This is a genomic window from Pantoea sp. X-Soil-ISGK-355, from assembly GCF_059730805.1.
On sequence record NZ_AP035971.1, the window covers coordinates 2,784,541 to 2,804,788 of the forward strand.

General features: G+C 60.5%; 2 protein-coding genes. One reads left to right on the plus strand and one right to left on the minus strand.

The window, feature by feature from the left end:
- Window positions 1–342: 342 nt before the first annotated feature.
- Window positions 343–18,348 carry an Ig-like domain-containing protein gene (locus tag AC6I8J_RS12830; protein WP_497825443.1) on the minus strand — a complete coding sequence of 6,002 codons (18,006 nt, stop codon included), beginning with the start codon at window positions 18,346–18,348 and terminating at the stop codon, window positions 343–345.
- 739 nt (window positions 18,349–19,087) lie between these two features.
- Between AC6I8J_RS12830 and AC6I8J_RS12835 the strand changes: the two genes are divergently transcribed.
- On the plus strand, window positions 19,088–20,242 hold the full coding sequence (locus AC6I8J_RS12835; protein WP_150010514.1) for an MFS transporter: 1,155 nt from the start codon (window positions 19,088–19,090) through the stop codon (window positions 20,240–20,242).
- The last annotated feature ends 6 nt before the right edge of the window (window positions 20,243–20,248 follow it).

Sequence of the window (20,248 nt, forward strand, 5' to 3'; positions counted from 1 at the left end):
TAACCTCAGTTCAGAACAGAAATGCAGACCAAAGGGCCCGGATAAACCGGACGTTAAGACTGTCGATAGGTAGTGGGTCAGCTGACGCTGCCCGTTTTCGCTGGTCGGAACTGATTACCCGCAGGTAACAGGGATGATGAAAGAGGACGCTGATAAAAGCGACAAATGGAGCCAGAATGCTGATTTACGGCGTAACGCCGTTTGCTGCGCTTACCCTAATCTTTCATTCTGCTAATGGATAGTGGCGATAATCTGGAAAGTGAAATTATTACGTGACTAAAATAAAAAAAGCGGGTGCTTACGCACCCGCTTCTCAGAGCGACCTGACAGACGTTGGTGTGACTACGCCACGTGGACCTGCAGGTTCTGCTGCACCAGCACATCACCCAGGGTGTTTTCACTGCTCAGCGCCGAGTTGTGGTAGATCTCAAAGACTCTGCCCTCCACCGTGCGCTCGCCGGTCACTTCCCAGATACCGCCGTTGCTGTTCGCCAGTGTGACCTGACTGCCTTCTGCGCCTTTAATCAGCAAATCATCACTCTGTTTGTCCGTAATATTGAGTGCCTCATTGAGATCGAGTTTCACGGAGTTGGTGCCGGTTTTACCCAAATCAAGCACTTCAATGTGTTCAACTTTCAGGCCCAGCGCGGTGAGATCCAGATTGAGATACTCACCATTCAGCACCAGAGTATCGGTGCCTGCGCCGCCATCAATATGGGTAAAGTTAAGATCGCTGACCGTCACGGTATCTGCACCGCTGCTGCCGATCACCGAAGCGCCCTCTGCCGTACTGCCATCGGCCAGCGTAATCACGACGCCGCCAATGGTGTAGCCCACCTCCTCTGCCGGTGCCGCCGCCACAGCGGTGTCACTGGCTACCACGGTTTCACTGCTGCTGACCGGCGTCACCGTATCCGCTTCGGTAATCAGCGTCGAGGCCACGGCTACATGGGCGCTGTTATCGTCGCTGCTGGTACTGCTGCTATGCTGCGTCTCCACGCTGGCACTGGCGACGGTAACGCTGTCGTCCGCTACCGAGAAGAGTGCCACCGACTCGGTTGCCGCCAGCGTTGCCGGCAGCAGCGAACCCAGCAACAGAGTGTTGGTGGTGGTGTAGCTGTTACCGGCCACATCAGTGATGGAGACTTTTGCCAGCGTGTTCAGCGACAGCAGCAGGCCACCCACCGACAGCAGTGAGGGTGAGAAGTTGACCGCGTAACGCCCCAGCGCATCGGTGGTGGTGTTCAGCGTTGGCCCGTTGCTGCCGTTGGAAAGCAGCAGCGTCACGCTGACTTTCGATCCCTGCGCTGCATTCAGCGATCCCCCCTGCACGACCAGACCGGTAAGCAGAGAACCGACGATGCTGAGCACCGGATCAACCCCGACCAGCGGCTGATTATGGGACAGCGCAGTAAAGCTGCTGGTGCTGGTCGCGGTATTGCCCCCAATATCCGTCACCGTCACGGTCAGTGGATGGCTGCCATCTGCGATCCCTTTCAGCGTCGCTGACGGCACGCTGATGCTCCATGCCCCATTCGCGCCGATGGTCGTGGTAAGGACATTGCCTGCCACGTTAACCGTTACCGTACCGCCCGCCGCGTTGGTACTGGTTCCTCTGATGGTTTCAGCCGTATTGGCTTCCGCGATGTTGAGATAACCATCGCCACCAAAGAAACTGTTCACACTGACGGTCGGCGTGGTGTGACTCACCACACCCAGCGACGCCGAGGTGGAACCGTTGCTGCCCGCGCCGTTGATGACGCTGGCCGTCACGGTCTGCAGACCATCCGCAATGGCGGCGAGGTTGGCCGCCGGTACAGAGAGGCTCCAGTTGCCGTTACTGCTCACCGTGGTGCTGTAAGTCTGGCCACCCAGCGTAACGCGTATTACCGATCCTTCGGCGTTGCTGGCGGTGCCTGAAATAGTCTGCGCGGTTTTGACATCGGCTGCACTCAGCGCATTGTCGCCAAACAGAGAGGTAATGGCGACCACAGGCGTTGACTGACTGATAACACTCAGTGTTCCGCTGCTGTTCGCCACGTTACCGTAGGCATCTGTGCCGGTCACCGTCACGGTTTTACTGCCGTCAGTGATCGCGGCAAGATCCGCTTTCGGCACGCTGATGCTCCAGTTGCCGCCACTCACCACTTTGGTGGTATAGGTCAGGCCGTTCAGCGTGGCGCTGACGGTCGAACCGGCCGACAGGCTGGAGGTCCCGCTCAGCGTCTGGTTCGAGGCCAGATCGGCGGCACTCAGGACGCCATCGCCGAACACCGTATTCACCGTCAGGGTTGGCTGCACCAGCCCCAGTGACACGCCTGCGCTGGTGCTGCTGACGTTGCCGACCGGGTCAGTGACCGCCGCGCTGACGGTGAAGTTACCGTTCAGCAGTGTCGAGAGCACAGCTGGCGAAACGGTGGTGGAGAAGGTGCCATCAGCGTTGACCAGCGCGGTGGCTGTTGTGTTGCCAATGGCCAGCCTGACGCTGCTGCCCGCTGCCACGCCGGAGACCGTGCCGCTGATGGTCTGGGTAACCAGCGATTCCGCCAGGTTCAGCACGCCATCACCAAACAACGGATTGAGCGTAACCTTCGGCAGATTGTGAATACCTACCAGCGCGCCGGCAGTGGTGCTGCTGGTGTTACCGGCGCTGTCGGTGACGCTGACGCCGACGGTCAGATTGCCATCCGCAATTCCCTGCAGCAGCGCAGGCGTCAGTGAGACGTTAAAGTTGCCGCTGGCATCGGTTGCCGTCACAAACTGCTGTGAACCCACCGATACGACAACACGCGATCCCGCTTCTGCACCACCGACGACGCCGCCAATCACCTGGGTTACCAGCGCATCCGCTACGTTCAGCAGACCATCACCAAACAGCGGATTTACCGTGATGGTTGGCAGCAGCGTATCGACGCGAATACCGGCGCTGGTGCTGGCGGTATTCCCCGCTGCATCCGTTACTGACGCGCCGACCGTCAGATTGCCCTGCGCCAGGGTGCCCAGGATATCCGGCGTCACCGTGGCGCTGAAGGCGCCGCCCGCACCCACGGTCGCGGTCAGCTGGCTGTTGCCCACTGAAAGCGTCACCACACTGCCCTGCGCAACGTTGTTCACCACCCCGCTGATGATCTGGCCGGTGGCGATATCAGCCAGATTCAGCACGCCATCGCCAAACAGAGAGGTCAGGGAAATGGAGGGTGTCTGGGTAAAGATGCCAATCGACGCGCTGTTCGAGGCGACATTACCCGCCGCATCCCGGACGCTGACGCCCAGCGTCAGATTGCCATCAAGCAGTGAGGTGAGATCGCTGCCCGGCAGGCTAACGCTCCATGCTCCGCCCGCCTGCACTGTCGTGCTGTAAGTTTTACTGCCAAAGGTCACCGTCACCTGTGAACCTGCAGCCGCATTACTGATTACGCCACCCACCAGCTGTCCGGCAGCCGCTTCCGCAATGTTCAGCAGGTTATCGCCGCCAAACAGCCCGGTGAGCGCGCCCACCACCGGCACCGCATCAACAATCGCCGTCACGGTTTCACCCACCGTGCGGGTGTTGCCTGCCGCATCGGTCAGGGTGACGTTAACCGCAAGATTGCCGTCCGTGACCAGATCCAGCACCGCAGGTGGCACCACGATGGCCCATTTACCATCCTGACCCACAGAAGCAGAGAGCGTGGTGCCGCCCAGTACCACCGATACCGTGGCCCCGACACCTGCCGACGTCGCCGTTCCCGAGATGGTCTGCGCCACCGTGGTATCCAGCGCACTGAGCGTGCCGTCGCCGAATACCGAATCAACCACCAGCGTCAGCGCACTGTTAACTACTTTGTTGACCGTCAGCGTCGCGTCGGTCTGGTTACCGGCTAAATCATTCACCCGCACGCCAAACACCAGCGCACCGTCAGTGAGGCCCGACAGGACATTCGGTGCAAGATCGATGCTCCAGCGGCCATCTGCACCCACCGTTGCGGTAGCGATCGGCGCGGCATCGCCCAGGTAGAGGCCGATGGTCTGGCCTTCTGCGCCCTGTGCGCTGCCTGTCAGTACCTGACTGATGGCCAGATCAGCGGCGTTAAGCACGTTATCACCCGCCAGCGCGTCAACCTGCACCAGCGGCGCGGCAGTATCCACCGTCACCTGCTGTGTCACGGTCGTCACGTTACCGGCGACATCCGCCAACTGCGCGGTGATCACCGGCGCGCTGCCATCGGTCAGTGCCTGCATCGCGCTGGCAGGAACGGTGGTGGACCAGGTGCCGTTACTCTGCACTACGGCGCTGTAAGTCTGGTTGTTGAAGGTCACAACCACCGTACGGCCTGCTTCACCGACATCGGCGGTGCCGCTAATTGCCTGGCTGGTGGCGTTTTCATTACCATTGACCTGATTATCACCCGCAAAGGCATTAATCGTCAGAGCCGGTGGCGTCAGATCAATCAACACATTACCGCTAACGGTGACAGGGGTCGTGCCATCAGTGGCATTTACCGTGATGGCGACGCTGCCGTCCGCATTGCCAAAGGCAGTGACCGGCAACGCAGCCGTTGACCAGTTGCCCGATGCATCCAGCGTAGTGGCATAGGTCTGACCGTTAATAGTGACCGTCACTGAACCACTCGTGCCGAGGTTAGCCGAAGTACCGCTTAACACCACGCCACCCGCCACATCCTGAGAACTGATGATATTGTCGCCTGACACCGTACCCAGCGTGACCAGCGGGCCTGGCGGTGGCGTCAGATCCACCGTCAGCGGGACACTGCTGGTTGCGGTATTGCCTGCCAGATCGGTCACGGCCAGCGCCAGGGTGGTCGATGGCGTAAAGGTGGCCATCTGCTCCGGCGTCAGCGTCACGCTCCAGTTGCCGTTACCGTCAACTATTGCCGTGCCGAGGGTTGTGGTATTCAGCGACACCGTGACGACGGCACCGGTCTCAGCGCCTGACGCGGTGCCGCTGAGGATCTGCGGCTGAATGCTCTCGGCGTAGTTCAGTGCGTTGTCGCCAGTAAAGGCTGTGAAGCTAAGCACTGGCGGGGTTTTATCGAGCACCAGCGAACTGTTAATGGTCGTGCTGTTGCCCGCTGCATCCGTTGCCGTCACGGTAACCGGATAGGTGGCATCCGGCAGCGCTGAAAGCTGCGCCTGTGTCAGTGGCACTGTCCAGTTGCCATTGGCATCCACTGTTGCAGGGTAAGTCGTGCCGCCCAGCGTTAACTGCACCGTCTGATTCGCGCCCGCCTCACCGGTGGTGCCGCTTAGCGTAATGCCTGTGTCAACATCGCCGCTATTCACATAGCCGCCGAGGAATTCCGGATTGACCGCAGGCTGCGGCGCGCTGAGATCGGAGGTGAACGGCAACTGTGTTGATGCGCTGTTACCCGCCGCATCCACGACGTTAAGCGTCAGGATTTGCGTCCCGTTACCCAGAGAACTCAGCGCGTTGCCAGGAAGGTCAACGGTCCAGTTGCCGTTGCCATCCACCGAGCCGGAATAAAGACTGCCATTGAGATCAACAGTGATGCTGACCGCCTGATTATCCCCCACGCTGCCGGTGGTGCCGGTCAGGGTGATACCTGCCGCGGCTTCACTGATATTCAGGACGTTATCGCCGCCAAACGCGCCAGTATTGAAGGTTGGGACAGGCACAGCCACTTCGGTTACCACACTCAGGGCCGTCACATCACTGTTACCCGCAATATCGGTGGCGGTCACGGTAATGGTATGCGTGCCGCTGGTGAAGGTGGCTAACTGTGCCGGCGACAGAGCCAGCGACCAGCTGCCATCGTTCTGCACCGTGGCGGCCAGCGGCTGGTCGCCATTAAAGCCGGCGATCAGCACCGATACCGTCTGTCCTGCACCCGTAATGCCGGTAGTGCCACTGAGGATTTGCTCTGTTCCCGCTTCGGTGGCGTTCAGCGCACCGTCACCAAACGGCAGGTTCAGCGTCACGTCCGGCAGCGCATTGACGGCCACCAGCACAGTGCCACTGGTACTGGCACTGTTGCCGTTCGCGTCGGTGACGGTCACGCTCACCGGCCAGTTGCCATCCGGCAATGACTGCAATACAGAAGGCGGCAGATCCAGCGACCAGCGCGAACCATCCGCACTGAGCGTAGCGGAATAGACCGTGCCATTAACGGCTACCGTAACCGAGGTGGCATTATCAATGTTTACCGTACCGGTCAGGGATCCGCCTGCAGCGGCCTCTTCAGCATTGATACGGCCATCGATAAATGGCGTATCCAGCGTTGGATTAGCAATCGGCGTAATCGCGGCGACGAACGTTTTGGTCGTTTCAATACTGTTACCGGCCCGATCCGTGGTAATCAGGGTCAGCGTGTGTTCACCGGTTCCCAGATTGGCGATGAACTCTGGGGGCAGGCTGGCAGTCCAGTTGCCATTGGCATCGACCGTCACCGACAGCGGGATATTGTCATCGCCTACCGTGACGCTCAGGGTCTGGCCCGGCACGACGGTGGAGGTGCCGGTTACCAGCTGAACGGAACCGGCTTCGCTGATATTAATGATGTTATCGCCGAACAGTGTCGTGTCGAAGGCGGCTGAAACAGGATCACTCTGCAGGATCTCAACGCCTGCGGTAACCTGCGCCGGATTTCCTGCCGCATCCGCGGCGGTGACGACTACCTGTGTCAGTCCATCGTCCAGGCCCGTCAGTGCGCCTGCAGCCAGGTTCAGCGTCCAGTTACCGCTGGCATCGGTGGTGGTGCTGAAAGTCTGTGTGCCGACGGTGATATTCACTACGCTGCCTTCCGACAGATTAGTACTGTCACCACTTAGTGTTAACGCGCCTTCGGCATCGGCTGCACTGACCAGCGCATCGCCAAACGGCGTGTTCAGGGTCAGCGCTGGCAGGGTATTAAACGCCACATCCAGTGTGGTGGTGGTGTCGGTGGTGACATTGCCCGCCGCGTCAGTGACCGACACGATGATGACGTTAGGGCCGTCTGCCAGTTGCTGCACGTCGGCTGTGGGAATGGTGAGGGTCCAGTTCCCGTCAGCATCCGCCGTGGCCGTGTAGCTGACATTATTCATCGTCACCGTTACCGTCACCGGCAGGGCGCCCGTGGTGGTGCCGTTGATGGTGAGATCCTGCAGCGACTCCGCCAGATTAAGGGTGTTACCCGCGCTGACCGTAATATCTGCCAGTACAGGCGGTGTGGTGCTGAAACTGACCTCCTGCGTGGCGACGGCCGGGTTACCGGCAACATCACTGGCGGTGACGGTAAAGGTTTGCGTGCTGCCCGGCGCAACGTTGATGAAGGCTGCAGACGGTACCGTCACCGTCCAGTTGCCGTCAGCATCAATCGTGGTGCTGTAATCAGTACCGTTAAACGACACGGTCACCGGCGTTCCTGCCGCCAGCAGGGTACTGCTGCCGCTGACCGCGACATCCGTGGTGGCCTCAGTCGCATTGATCACATCATCGCCTGCCACCACGTTCAGAGTCAGCGTTGGCTGAACCAGCGCGCTGGCCAGCACGACCAGGCTGGCGCTGGCGCTGGCCGGATTGCCAGACGTATCCGCTGAGACGACAACCAGCAGTTGATCGCCATCCGGCAGATTGCCCAGATCGGCAGCCGGAACGATTACGGTCCAGCTGCCATCCGCAGCCACCGTGCCGCTGTACTGAATGGCGTTCAGCGTTACCGTGACCAGCTGGCCTTCCAACAGATTGGTGCTGGTGCCGCCGATGCTCAGATCCTGCAGCGACTCGGCCTGGTTAAGGAAGTTATCGTCACTGATTGTCCCGATGGTCAGGGTCGGCAGATTCAGGCTGTCAGCATCACGCGTCAGCGTCTGGGTCACCGTGGTCAGGTTACCCGCCGCATCTCTGATCGTCACATCGACCGGATAGCTGCCATCCGCCAGCCCCTGTACGACACCGGCAGGCAGAGTCACCTGCCATGTGCCATCAGAGAGGACCCGGGTGGTGTAATCGGTATTCTGGAAACTGACGGTGACCGTCTGTCCGGCATCCGCGACTGAGGCGGTTCCGCTGATCGCGACTGCTTCCAGCACCTCAACTGAATTGATAACGTTGTCGCTGCCGATAGGATTGATGCTTAACGGAGGCGGTGTGAGATCGACCGTGACGGCGCTGGTCAGTGAACCGCTGTTACCGGCGGCATCGCTGGCGTTGACCACCAGGGTCGTCACGCCCTCACCCAGTGCCTGCACCTGCGCTGGCGTTAAGATCAGCGTCCAGTTGCCCTGCGCATCGACTGCAACAGGGTAGTCATTATCGCCCAGCGTCACGCTGACGGTCTGACCCTCGCCCGCGACGCCGGTGCTGCCGCTCAGCGTCTGACTGACCGTCGTTTCAGCCTGGTTAAGATAGCCATCGCCAAATGGTGTATTAATGCTGACCGACAGGGCACCGGTTGCGACGGTGATTTCACGCGTCTCCGTAACCGGATTGCCCGCCGCATCACTGACCGTCACGGTCAGGGTATACGCACCGGCCGGAATCCCTGCCAGGGCACCCGCGGGCAGCGTCAGACTCCAGTCGCCATCCTGGGTGACGGTGGTGGTCCAAATCTGGTTGTTAAGGGTAAGAGTGACCTGCTGACCGGCTTCGGCATTACTGCTGCCGCTGAGCACAATCGGCGCGGTGCTTTCAGCGATATTGACGCTGTTGTCGCCCGCAACCGGATCAAGCGACAGGGTCGGTGGCGTCAGATCGACCGTGACGCTGCCCTGGCTGCTGCCCGTGTTACCCGCCGCATCCTGTACGTTAACGGTGTAGTTAAGCGTCTCTTCCGGCAGAACGGCCAGCGCGGAGGCTGGCACGCTGGCCTGCCAGTTGCCATTGCTGTCGACCGTGCCGTTGTAGGTCACGCCGTTGAGAAGCACGCTCACCGTCTGGCCGTCACCTGTCACACCTGTGGTGCCGCTCAGGGTTTGTGGCGTGGTGATGTCGCTGCTGTTAAGCAGACCATCGCCAAAAGCAGAGACGACCTGCGGTGCTGGCAGCGTCGCCAGCACGCTGAGCGCGGCTTCGCTGCTCAGGGTCGCCCCGCCGCTGTCTGTCGCGGTGACCGCGACGGTGTAAGGCCCGTCGGCGAGCGCCGTCAGTGACTCAGCCGGAACGATCACACTCCAGCGACCACTGGCCGAGACCTGCGCGGTGTAGCTGATGTTATTAAACAGCAGCGTGACCAGACTGCCTTCAGGCACATTCGCCGAGGTGCCAGTGACAATCAGCGGCTGACCCAGCTCCTGTGCATTCAGATAGTTGTCCTGACTGATGGCATCCATCGCCAGGCCAGACGCATTGCTGTTAATGTCAAAGGTAAGATTAGTGGTGGTGGTGTTGCCCGCCACGTCGCTGACCGCCACGGTGAAACTGGCGCTGCCCTCCGCAATCGCCGCCAGCGCACCGGCTGGCACGATCAGGCTCCATGCTCCGCTCGCCTGCACGGCGGCGCTGTAGACCGTGCCATCAAGGGTCACGGTGACCAGCTGGCCCGCTTCGACGTTGGACGTGGTGCCAGTCAGACGCTGATCGGTGAGGCGTTCCGCACCATCGACCACATTATTACCGGCAAAGGCATCCAGCGTCAGGGTCGGCAGCGTGCCAGCCTCTACTTTCAGCGCCAGATCGCGGCTGGTGGTGCTGGCATTACCTGCTGCGTCGCTGGCGGTCACGGTCAGAGGATAGGTGCCGTTGCCCAGCCCGGTATAAACCGTGGCGGGCAGATCCAGCGACCAGTTGCCGTTGACGTCTGCGGTGGTGCTCAGACTGGTGCCGTTGAAGCTGGCCACAATCAGTGCATTGGCTTCACTGCTGCCGGTCAGCGTCAGCGGCTGCTGACTCTCAGCGGCGTTGATAATACCATCGGAAGGGGTGATGAAGTTCAGTACCGGTGGCAGGGTATCCACCACCAGGTTGCCGTCAGCCTGGCTGCTGTTGCCTGCCACATCACTGACCACTACGGTGTAAGGCGTGGTGCCCTGTGGTAGCGCAGAGAGCGCCGCTGGCGGAACCGCGACCTGCCAGTTACCCGCTGCGTCGACCGTGCCGCTGTAGTTAGTGCCGCCCAGCGTGACGATAACCGTCTGGCCGTCACCGGGCACGCCAGTGTTACCGGTGATCACGCCGCCGCTGAGGGCTTCCTCGCCGTTGAGAATGCCGTCATCAAAGGCCACGCCTGGGGTGGCCACCGGCAGTGTGCTGGCCACCACCGTCAGGGTAGCGTCGCTGGTGGCAAGCTGTTGTCCACTGCCGTCGCTGGCTGTGGCGGTAATCGTCTGCGCGCCATCGGCCGCGCCGTTAAAGGCGCCTGCCGGTAAGGTCAGGCTCCAGCTTCCATCGGCCGCCACGCTGGTGCTGGCTGTGGTGCCGTTGGCAAGCACGGTAATAATGCTGCCATCAGGCAGGCCGCTGGTGCTGCCGCTGACCACAACGGCACCGCCCAGCTCCTGAGCATTTAGGTAGTTGTCGTCGCTGATCGGTGCCAGCGCGATCGATGGCAGCGTGTTGTCCACACTGAAATTAAGCGAGCTGCTGGCACTGTTGCCGACGACGTTGATCACGCTGACGTTCAGCGTCTGGCTGCCCTCGCCCAGCTCTGCCAGTGCGCCCGCAGGCAGCGTAATGCTCCAGTTGCCGCTGGCCCCGACCACGCCGCTGTAGTCGGTGCCGTTCAGGGTGATGACGACCTGCTGGCCCGCTTCGACGTTACTGCTGCTGCCGCGCACCGTAATCGGCTGTAACTGTTCGGCGGCCGTGACGATACCGTCGCCGGCAAAGGCGCTGCTATCGACAGTCAGCACAGGCAGCACGTCCGGCGAGGTTGCCACATTCAGCTCAACCACCTGGCTGCTCTGATTCCCGTTAGCATTGATTTCGGTAACGGTGAGCGGATTCGTGCCCTGAGGCAGCGCCGCCAGATCACTCGCGTCGATTTGCAGCGTCCACTGCCCATTTACGCCGACGGTGGTGCTGTAGAGCTGGTCACTGAGCTGGACCGTGACAATGTCGCCGTTCTGACCGCTGCCGCTGACGACCAGCGGCTCCGCCAGTTCAGCGGTGCTCAGCGCGTTGTCACCGCTGACCGGGGCGACCACCAGCGGCGGCGGCGTGGTGGCAACCGTCAGCGCACTGTTCTGGCTGCTGCTGTTGCCAGCCGCGTCGGTGACGGTGACCACCACCGGATAGCTGCTGCCGTTGGTCAGACCGGCAAGCGCAGCAGGCGGTACGGCCAGTGCCCAGTTTCCATCAGCATCAACCGTGCCGGTATAGGTGACGCCATTCAGCGTCACACTGACGCGGTCGCCATCACTGCCTGCGCCGCTGAAGCTGAAGCCAGCAGCCTGCTCCGCGATGTTCAGCACGCCATCGCCAGCGGGCGCATTAATGCTAAAGTCGGGTGCGGTGGTAGCCACGGTGACCGGCAATGGCGTGGTAGCAACGTTGCCACTGACGCTGGTAACGGTCACGTTGAGATCGTAACGGCCATCAGTCAGCTGCTGCAGATCGGCAGCGGGTACGGTGGCGGTCCAGCTGCCATCCGCGGCAACCGTGGCGCTGTAGGTCTCACCATTCAGCACAAAGCTGACGCTGCTGCCCGGGGCGACGGTGCCGCTGATGGTCAGATCGGTGACTGTTTCAGCCGCATTGATAATGCCATCGATGGCAATCGGATTAACGGTCAGCGCCGGTACCCCGGTATCCACCGTTATCGGTTCAATGATGCTGGTGCTGTTACCCGCGACATCGCTCACCGTTACGGTAACGGGATTGCTGCCCTGCGCCAGTGCCTGTAGCGCATCGGGCGGCAGCGTGACGCTCCAGTCACCATTTGCCGCTACCGTTGCCGGATAGCTGATGCCACCCAGGGTCACGCTGACGGCCTGGCCAGGCTGGACAGAGCCGGTCAGCGTCTGCGCTGTGCTGGCTTCCTCAGTGTTGAGAATGCCGTCAGTGAAAGGTGTGTTGATTTGGGGTTCTGCCAGCGGCGTCGTTGCCACCAGCAGCGTCTGGCTGGTCTGTACATCCCCTGAGGAGACGGTAACGGTGGTATTACCCTGCGCCAGGTTCGCCAGGTCGGCGGCGGGCACGGTCAGGGTCCAGCTACCGGTTTCATCGGTTGTGGTGCTGTACAGAGTGCCGCCCGGCACCAGCGTCACGCTGATTGGGCTGTTCGCCGGCAGGTTTGCGGAACTGCCGCTGAGGATCAAATCGCTCTGCGCATCCAGCACGTTGAGTGCGTTGTCATCACTGATCGGGGCAATCGACAGCGACGGCACGTTGGTGGCGATCACGGTGAACTGCCCCTCGGCAGGCAGTGCCGGATTTCCGGCCACGTCGGTAATCGCCACGGTAAAGGTTTTATCGCCTGCGGCACCCAGCGATCCGGCGGGCAGAGTCACGCTCCAGCTTCCGTTCCCCAGCACTGCGCCATCATAAGACTGACCGTTAATGGTCAGTAATACCGGCTGACCGGCCGGTACGCCAGTGACGCTACCGGTGACCAGAATGTCCGTGAGCTGTTCCGCGCTGTCGACCTGGTTATCGCCGGTCACAGGATCAATAGTCAGTGCCGGTGACGTTGCCGCCAGCACCGTGACACTGGAAGCGACGGTCGTGCTGTTGCCATAAGCGTCGCTGATGACCACGTCAACCGGGTAGAGAGCGTCTCCCAGCTGACTGATGATGGCAGCGGGTACCGTCACGCTCCATGCGCCATTGGTGTCAACCGTGGCGGTGTAAGTCTCGCCATTGAAACTGACTGCCACCGTGTCGCCCTGCGTCCCTCCGCGCCCGTTGATGGTGAGATCCTGCGTGTGTTCAGCGATGTTGATATAACCATCACTGCCCGGCGTAGAGACGTCCAGCAGTGGCGGCGTGGTCGCGAAAATCAGCGAGCTGCTGGCTGGCGTGGTATTGCCATCCGCGTCCGTCGCCACGATCGAGACCAGCTGAGTACCGTTGGGCACACCCGCCAGATCGGCAGCCGGAACGTTTACACTCCAGTTGCCATCCTGCGCCACTACGGCGCTGTAGGTCAGGTTATTCAGCGTGACGCGAATGATGTCACCTTCGTCGCCGGTTCCGCTGACGATTAGCGGCTGCTGCGCGTCGCTGATATTGATCACGCCGTCAGCGTCCAGAGGATTCAGGGTTAAAGCAGGTACTTCGGTAGCAACCCGCAGATCGGTATCCTGCGTGCTGCTGTTACCGGCCGGATCGGTCACGGTCACGGTGACCGGATAAGTCTGGTTGGTCAGCGTGGCAAGATCGGCAACCGGGACGGATGCACGCCAGCTACCGTTTTCGTCCACGATAGCAGCATACGTTTTACCATTTAACCCGACCGCTACACTGTCGCCCGCGGTGCCGGTTCCGCTGATCAGCAGCGGCTCAGTGAGTTCATTATTGGTCAGAACGCCATCCCCGCCCGGTACGGTGACGGTGGCAACCGGCGGCTGCGTGCTGACTGCCAGCGTCTGCGCCTGGGTGGCGATATTGCCGCTGGCGTCGGTCAGGGTCACTACCAGCGTATAGCTGCTGCCATCTGACAGCGCCTGCAGCGCCGCTGGCGGCAGATCGACTGTCCAGTTGCCCTGCTCATCCACGGTTGCGCTGTAAATGACGTTGTTCAGCAAGACCGTTACCCGTTCGCCCGGCAGCGCACCTGAACCGCTGACCGGCACGCCTGCAGCTACTTCCGTGCTGTTAAGGATACCATCACCGCCTGCGACTTCCGCCACAATCAGGTTCGGTGGCAGCGTGTCGACACTGAAGCTCTGCGTCTCATCCACGCGGTTGCCCGCCTCATCAATCGCGGTAATGGTCAGGCTGTTAGCGCCCTGCGACAGTAAGGCGAGATCGGCGGCAGGCAGCGTCAGGTCCCAGCTGCCGTCGTCATTGACCGTGGTGCTGTAGGTTTTGCCGTTGAGTAGTACTTCGACCAATTGGCCCGCCACCGCTTTACCGGTGCTGCCACCGATCAGCAGATCACTGGCCGCTTCGGTCTGATTGAGAATGCCATCGGTAATCGCGCTTTCATTCAGCGTGATTTGCGGCAGTGTGGTGGTGATCACATTCAGCTGAGCGGAGTCCGTCAGCAGCGCACCACTGGCGTCGGTTGCGGTGACGGAGATCAGTTTCACACCGTCAGTGATACCATTGAGATCGCCCGCCGGAACGGTAACGCTCCAGAAGCCGTTACTGCCCACCACCGCACTGTAATTGTTGCCGTTGAAGTTAAGCTGCACCGCCTGGCCCGGATTGACGCCCACCGCCGAGCCGCCGATGATCAGATCGCTGCTCAATTCCTGCAGGTTAAGGAAACCATCAACGCTGACAGGTTCACTGATAGAGACCACGCCAGGTTCACCGGCTGCCGGCGCCACGTTGATGTCACGGCTGTCAGTGGCTAAAGCACCGGCTACCGACGTGACGCTAACCGTGATGGCCGTGGAGCCTGCCGCCAGGGCACTGAGCGCCGCAGACGGAATCTGCGTGCTCCAGCTGCCGTCCGGGTTGACCAGCGCACTGTAATTCTGACTCCCCAGGGTAATGGTAACCGTCTGGCCCGCCTCCACGTTGCTGGTGCTGCCGGACAGCGTCTGATCGACGGCCTTCTCGCTGTTATCCACCAGATCGTCACCGGCAAACAGAGCGATCGTGACTGTCGGCGTGCCCGGCTCCGCAGGCGCTTCCACCGCGATCACCCGATCTTCGCTTACCGTTACGCCTGCCTGACTGGTGACCGTGGCCGCGATGGTGGCACTGCCCGCCGCCAGGGCCGCCAGCGCGCTGGCAGGAATGCTCAGGCTCCAGCTGCCATCCGCGCCAACCGTGGCGCTGTAGGTCTGATCACCCAGCGTGACCGTAACAATCTGACCCGCCTCAACGTTGGTGGTGGTACCGCTCAATAGCTGATCGCTGGTTTTCTCGTCGTTACTCAGGACATCATCACCGGCAAACTGATCGAGCGTGATCACCGGCTGGCCCGGCTCAGTAACCGGTGGTTCCACGGTAATTCCCAGCGTATCGCTGACGGTGGTGCCAGCCGCATTGCTGACCGTCACGACCAGCGAGGCTGCGCCCGCCGCCAGCGCACCGAGTGCATCGGAAGGGATAGCGATATTCCAGCTGCCATCGGCGTCGACCGTGCCGCTGTAGTTCTGGCCGCCCAGCGTCACCGTGACAATCTGTCCCGCTTCGACATTGGTGGTACTGCCGGAGACCGCCTGAGCGTCCAGCTTCTCATCGTTGGTCAGGACGTTGTCGTCAGCGAAGGCATTGATGGTTAATGTCGGGGTACCTGGCGCAGTGCCCGATGACTCCACCAGGAAGTCGCGGGTTTCGCTGACGGGGGTGCCGGGCTGATTGTTAACCGTAGCGTTCAGGGTCGCACTTCCGGCTGTCAACGCGGCCAGCGAGCTGGCCGGAATCGTGACGCTCCAGCTGCCATCTGCGCCAACCGTGGCGGTGAAGGTTTCTCCGTTCAGCGTGACAGTAACCTGCTGCCCCTCAGCGATATTGGTGGTAGTGCCACTCAGCAACTGGTCGCTGGCTTTCTCGCTGTTGCTGAGGATGTCATCCCCGGCAAAGGCGTCGATGGTCACGGTGGCCTGACCCGGCTGCGTTGCCGGGGCTTCGACGGTGATCGGCTGCGCGGTTGTGGCGACATCGCCCGCCGCATTGCTGACCGAAACGGTGAGTGTGGTCGTGCCGGCTGCCAGCGCGTTGAGCGCAGCTGACGGAACGGTGACGCTCCAGCTACCATCACCCTGCACGCTGGCGCTGTAGGTCTGTCCGCCCAGGGTAACCGTCACCAGCTGTCCGGCTTCAACATTACTGGTGGTGCCGCTGACCAGCTGATCAACCGCCTTTTCGTCGTTGCTCAGAGCGTTATCGCCCGCGAAATCATTCAGGGTCAGGGCGGGTACGCCTGGCTCTGTTGTCGGCGCATCCACCGAAATATCGCGGGTTTCGCTGGTGGTTACGCCCGCGACGTTACTGACGGTGACGCCAATGGCATTCGAGCCCGCTGGCAGATTGCCCAGCGCGGCTGTCGGAATAATCACACTCCAGTTTCCACTGCCATCGACGGTGCCGGGATAAGTCTGCCCCCCCAGGGTAACGGTTACCGTCTGGCCCGCTTCGATATTGGTGGTCGTGCCGGAGAGGGTCTGTGCCGTCCCTTTTTCATCGTTGCTGAGAATGTCATCCCCGGCAAACTGACCAATGGTCACGGTCGGCTCGCCCGGCTGCGTGACTGGCGCTTCCACGCTGATCGGCAGGCTGCCGGTCACGGTGTTACCGGCAGCATTGCTGACCGAAACCGTCAGGGTTGTTTCACCAGCAGCCAGTACGCTCAGGGCCGCTGATGGCAATGTGATGCTCCAGTTGCCCTGCGCATCCACGCTGCCGCTGTAAGTCTGACCGCCCAGCGTCACCGTCACCCGCTGGCCGGGTTCGATGTTACTGGTGCTGCCGGTCACGATCTGCTCAGCGGCTTTCTCCGCATTACTCAGCTGATTGTCACCGGTAAAGTCATCCACTGTGACCGCTGGCGGGCCCGTAACCACCGGCGTATCGACGGTGATGGCGCGGTTTTCGCTGGCTTCAGTGCCAGCCTGATTGGTGACGACCGCCGAAATGGCAACCGTTCCGGCGGCCAGCGCATTCAGCTGTGCAGGCGACAGCGTGATGCTCCAGTTGCCCTGCGCATCCACCAGCGCGCTATAGGTCTGGTCGCCCAGCGTAATAGTGACAATCTGGCCGGCTTCGACGTTGGTGGTCGAGCCGCTCAGCAGCTGGTCACCGCTTTTCTCAGCATTGCTGAGGATGTCATCCCCGGCAAACTGATCGATGGTGATGACCGGCGTACCCGGCTGCGTCAGCGGTGCCTCTACGGTAAGAGACAGGCTGCCGCTGGCGGCGGTTCCCGCCTGGTTAGTGACCGTTGCCGTGACGGTGGTGGTGCCTGAGGCCAGCGCGCTCAGCGCATCGGCAGGCACGGTGATGCTCCAGCTGCCGTCGCCTGCTACGCTGCCGCTGTAGCTCTGGCCGCCCAGTATCACGGTAACAATCTGTCCTGCTTCGACGTTACCGGTGGAGCCAGACAGCGTTTGTGGCGTGGTTTTTTCGCTGTTGTCCAGCAGGTTGTCGCCCGCAAACGGGTTCAGGCTGATGACCGGCGTCGCTGGCGTGCCAGGATCGGCGGCGACGACGGTAATCGGCAGGCTGCCGGTGGCCGCCGTGCCTGCGGCATTCGTGACGCTGACGCCGATGGTGGTGGTGCCTGCCGCGAGTCCTGCCAGTGCCGCAGCCGGAATCGCAACGCTCCAGCTGCCATCCGCACCCACGGTGCCATTGTAGGTCTGGCCACCCAGCGTGACGGTAACAATCTGACCTGCCTCAACATTGCTGGTGGAGCCGGATACCGTTTGTGGCGTGGTTTTTTCGCTGTTATCCAGCAGGTTGTCGCCCGCAAACGGGTTCAGGCTGATAGCTGGCGTCGCAGGCGTGCCAGGATCGGCAGCGGTGACGGTAATCGGCAGGCTGCCGGTGGCCGCCGTGCCTGCTGTGTTAGTGACGCTGACATCGATGGTGGTGGTGCCTGCAGCCAGTCCCGCCAGCGCCGCTGCCGGGATCGTAACGCTCCAGCTGCCGTCCGCACCTACGGTAGCGTTGTAGGTCTGGCCGCCCAGCGTAACAGTGACAATCTGTCCCGCTTCAACATTGCTGGTGGTGCCGCTCAGCACCTGGTCGGTGGCTTTTTCTGCGTTATCCAGTACATCGTCGCCAGCGAATGTATTCAGAGTGATAGCAGGTGTCCCTGGCGTAACCGGTGTACCGGGATCGGTGCCGCCATCGTTGCCGCCACCACCACCACCGCCGCCGCCGATGCCAACGGCCAGCCCGGCTAAGCCGAGCACACCCAGACCGCCCGCTGTTATCACGCCCATTGAGGTGTTGGTGTTATCCGCCAGGAGCAGTGGCTCTACGCTGTCGAGTGATTCATAGGTGGGCGTCACCGAACTGGAGGCGAGTTCAGCACCCTCGGCAGTCTGCGGAAAGAGCGCATGTTCCGGTGGATTGACCCCATCATCGAACACCAGTTCGCTGTGCTGACCATCGGCGTCGTCGAGGAAGAATTTCTGATAGCGTACCGTGCTACCGTCTCGCATTTTCAGCACCAGATCGTTACCCTGGCGCTCGAACTGCGTCACCATGTCGCGCGTGCCGCTGATGCGCACAACGCTGGGTTCGGTGAGGTTAATGGATTGTGACGAACCGCCAGCGGTCTGTGAGAGGAGTGTGCCGTTTTCGCGCGAGATAATGTCTACACGGCCTTGCGTGAGTTCTGCCATTTGTAACCTCTATTCCACCAGATTGGCTAATATACTGAATCTATAAACATAAAATTATTTTATGCTTATAGCCTTCACACATAGTTTCACCTTCTGAACAACAGAAGGCGTCTCAACCTGGTGCATATAGAAACGGCAAAACAAAAGTGCGTCACACGCCCCTGGAAAAGCGAAGCGTGGCGGTATTATTGTTAGATTTAGCTGTACAGACTGACGCGAAATGTAACAGTTCTGACAGGGTGATTTTTAGCGTAACCGCGATAAAAATCAACGTAAATGTACAGATTTCATTATGATTTAATCTTGATTACATTAGCCACAGATGAAGTTCAGTTTTCAAAAAAATGTGCTTTGCCCTTGTTTTTTATGTCAATTTATTGCTGACTGTTTCCATGAATGATAAAAAACGGTTAAAAAACCACCCTTTAGAAAACCTGAGACCGGAAAAATAAATTTGTTAATTATGCGATTCAGCCATCATTTATGACTGGTCCTGTTCCGTCTTGTTGGGCAGCAAGTGGTTGAAAACTGGTCTTGAAATTTGAGTTAAGTCACGCCGCGGGTGTGGTGGTCATACCAGGAAAGTTCTGGAAAAAATTCGCGGCGCAGCAAAAGTCGGTAAACTCCCGGTTTTGCCCTTTAAACGATGTTGCTGCACCACTTTGATAAGAGGCGCAACGGCCACTGAACTCGCGGCCAGAGCTACACTTTTCCGCTTTATCTTTGATGAATCTGACCTATGACTGCACTGGACGCTGCACAACAACATAAGCATCAGAGCCGCCTGAACTGGGGCACGCGCACTATCTTTCTGATTAATGGCTTGGGGATGTCAGCCTGGGCACCGCTGGTGCCGTTTGCCCGCGATCGTCTGCAGCTCAGCGGTGCCTCCTTAGGCGCGTTACTGCTTTGCCTGGGAATTGGTTCGCTGGCCGCGATGCCGGTGACCGGCACGCTGGTGGCACGTTTTGGCTGCCGTCGGGTGATGGGTTTCTCGACGCTGTTAGTGCTGCTTATGATGCCGCTGCTGGCCACGGCTGACTCTCATCTGGTAATGGCCGCGGCGCTGATGCTGTTTGGTGCCGGTCTGGGCATGCTGGATGTGGCGATGAATTATCAGGCGGTACAGGTTGAGCAGGCTGCTGATAAGCCGATGATGTCTGGCTTTCATGGCTTCTTCAGTCTGGGCGGGATTCTCGGTGCGGGTACGGTGAGCCTGTTGCTGAGCCGCTCATTTACGCCGCTGCACGCGACCCTGGTGGTGATGGCCGTAATGCTGTTACTGCTGTTGTGGCGACTGCCGGTGTTAATGAGCCAGCGTCTGCACCAGCCGGATCAGCCCTGGCTGGTGATCCCACGTGGCTGGGTCGCATTTCTTGGCCTGCTCTGCTTTATCCTGTTCCTGGCGGAAGGGGCAGTGCTGGACTGGGGTGCGCTGCTGTTGCTGCAGAACCCGGCGATGTCACCCGCTTACGCCGGTCTGGGCTATGCGGTCTTTTCGGTGGCGATGACGCTGGGCCGTTTTAGCGGCGATAAGATCATCCAGCGTTTTGGCCGCTATCCGGTGATGCTGACGGGCGCACTGACCGCCGCAGCGGGCATGACGCTGGCCGTCTGGCTGCCGTGGCCGGAGATCGCCCTGCTGGCATTCCTGCTGGTTGGCTTTGGTTTATCCAATACGGTGCCGATGTTGTTCAATGCTGCCGGGAATCAACAGGATATGCCTGCGAACCTGGCGATTTCTGCCATGACAACGCTGGGATATGCGGGTATTCTCTCAGGTCCGGCTTTAATCGGATTCATTTCGCAATGGATCAGCCTCAGCGGCGCATTTCTAATGATCGCGCTGTTGCTGCTAGCGGTAGCCGCCAGTGCGCGAAAAGTTGCGCGATAATTCAGG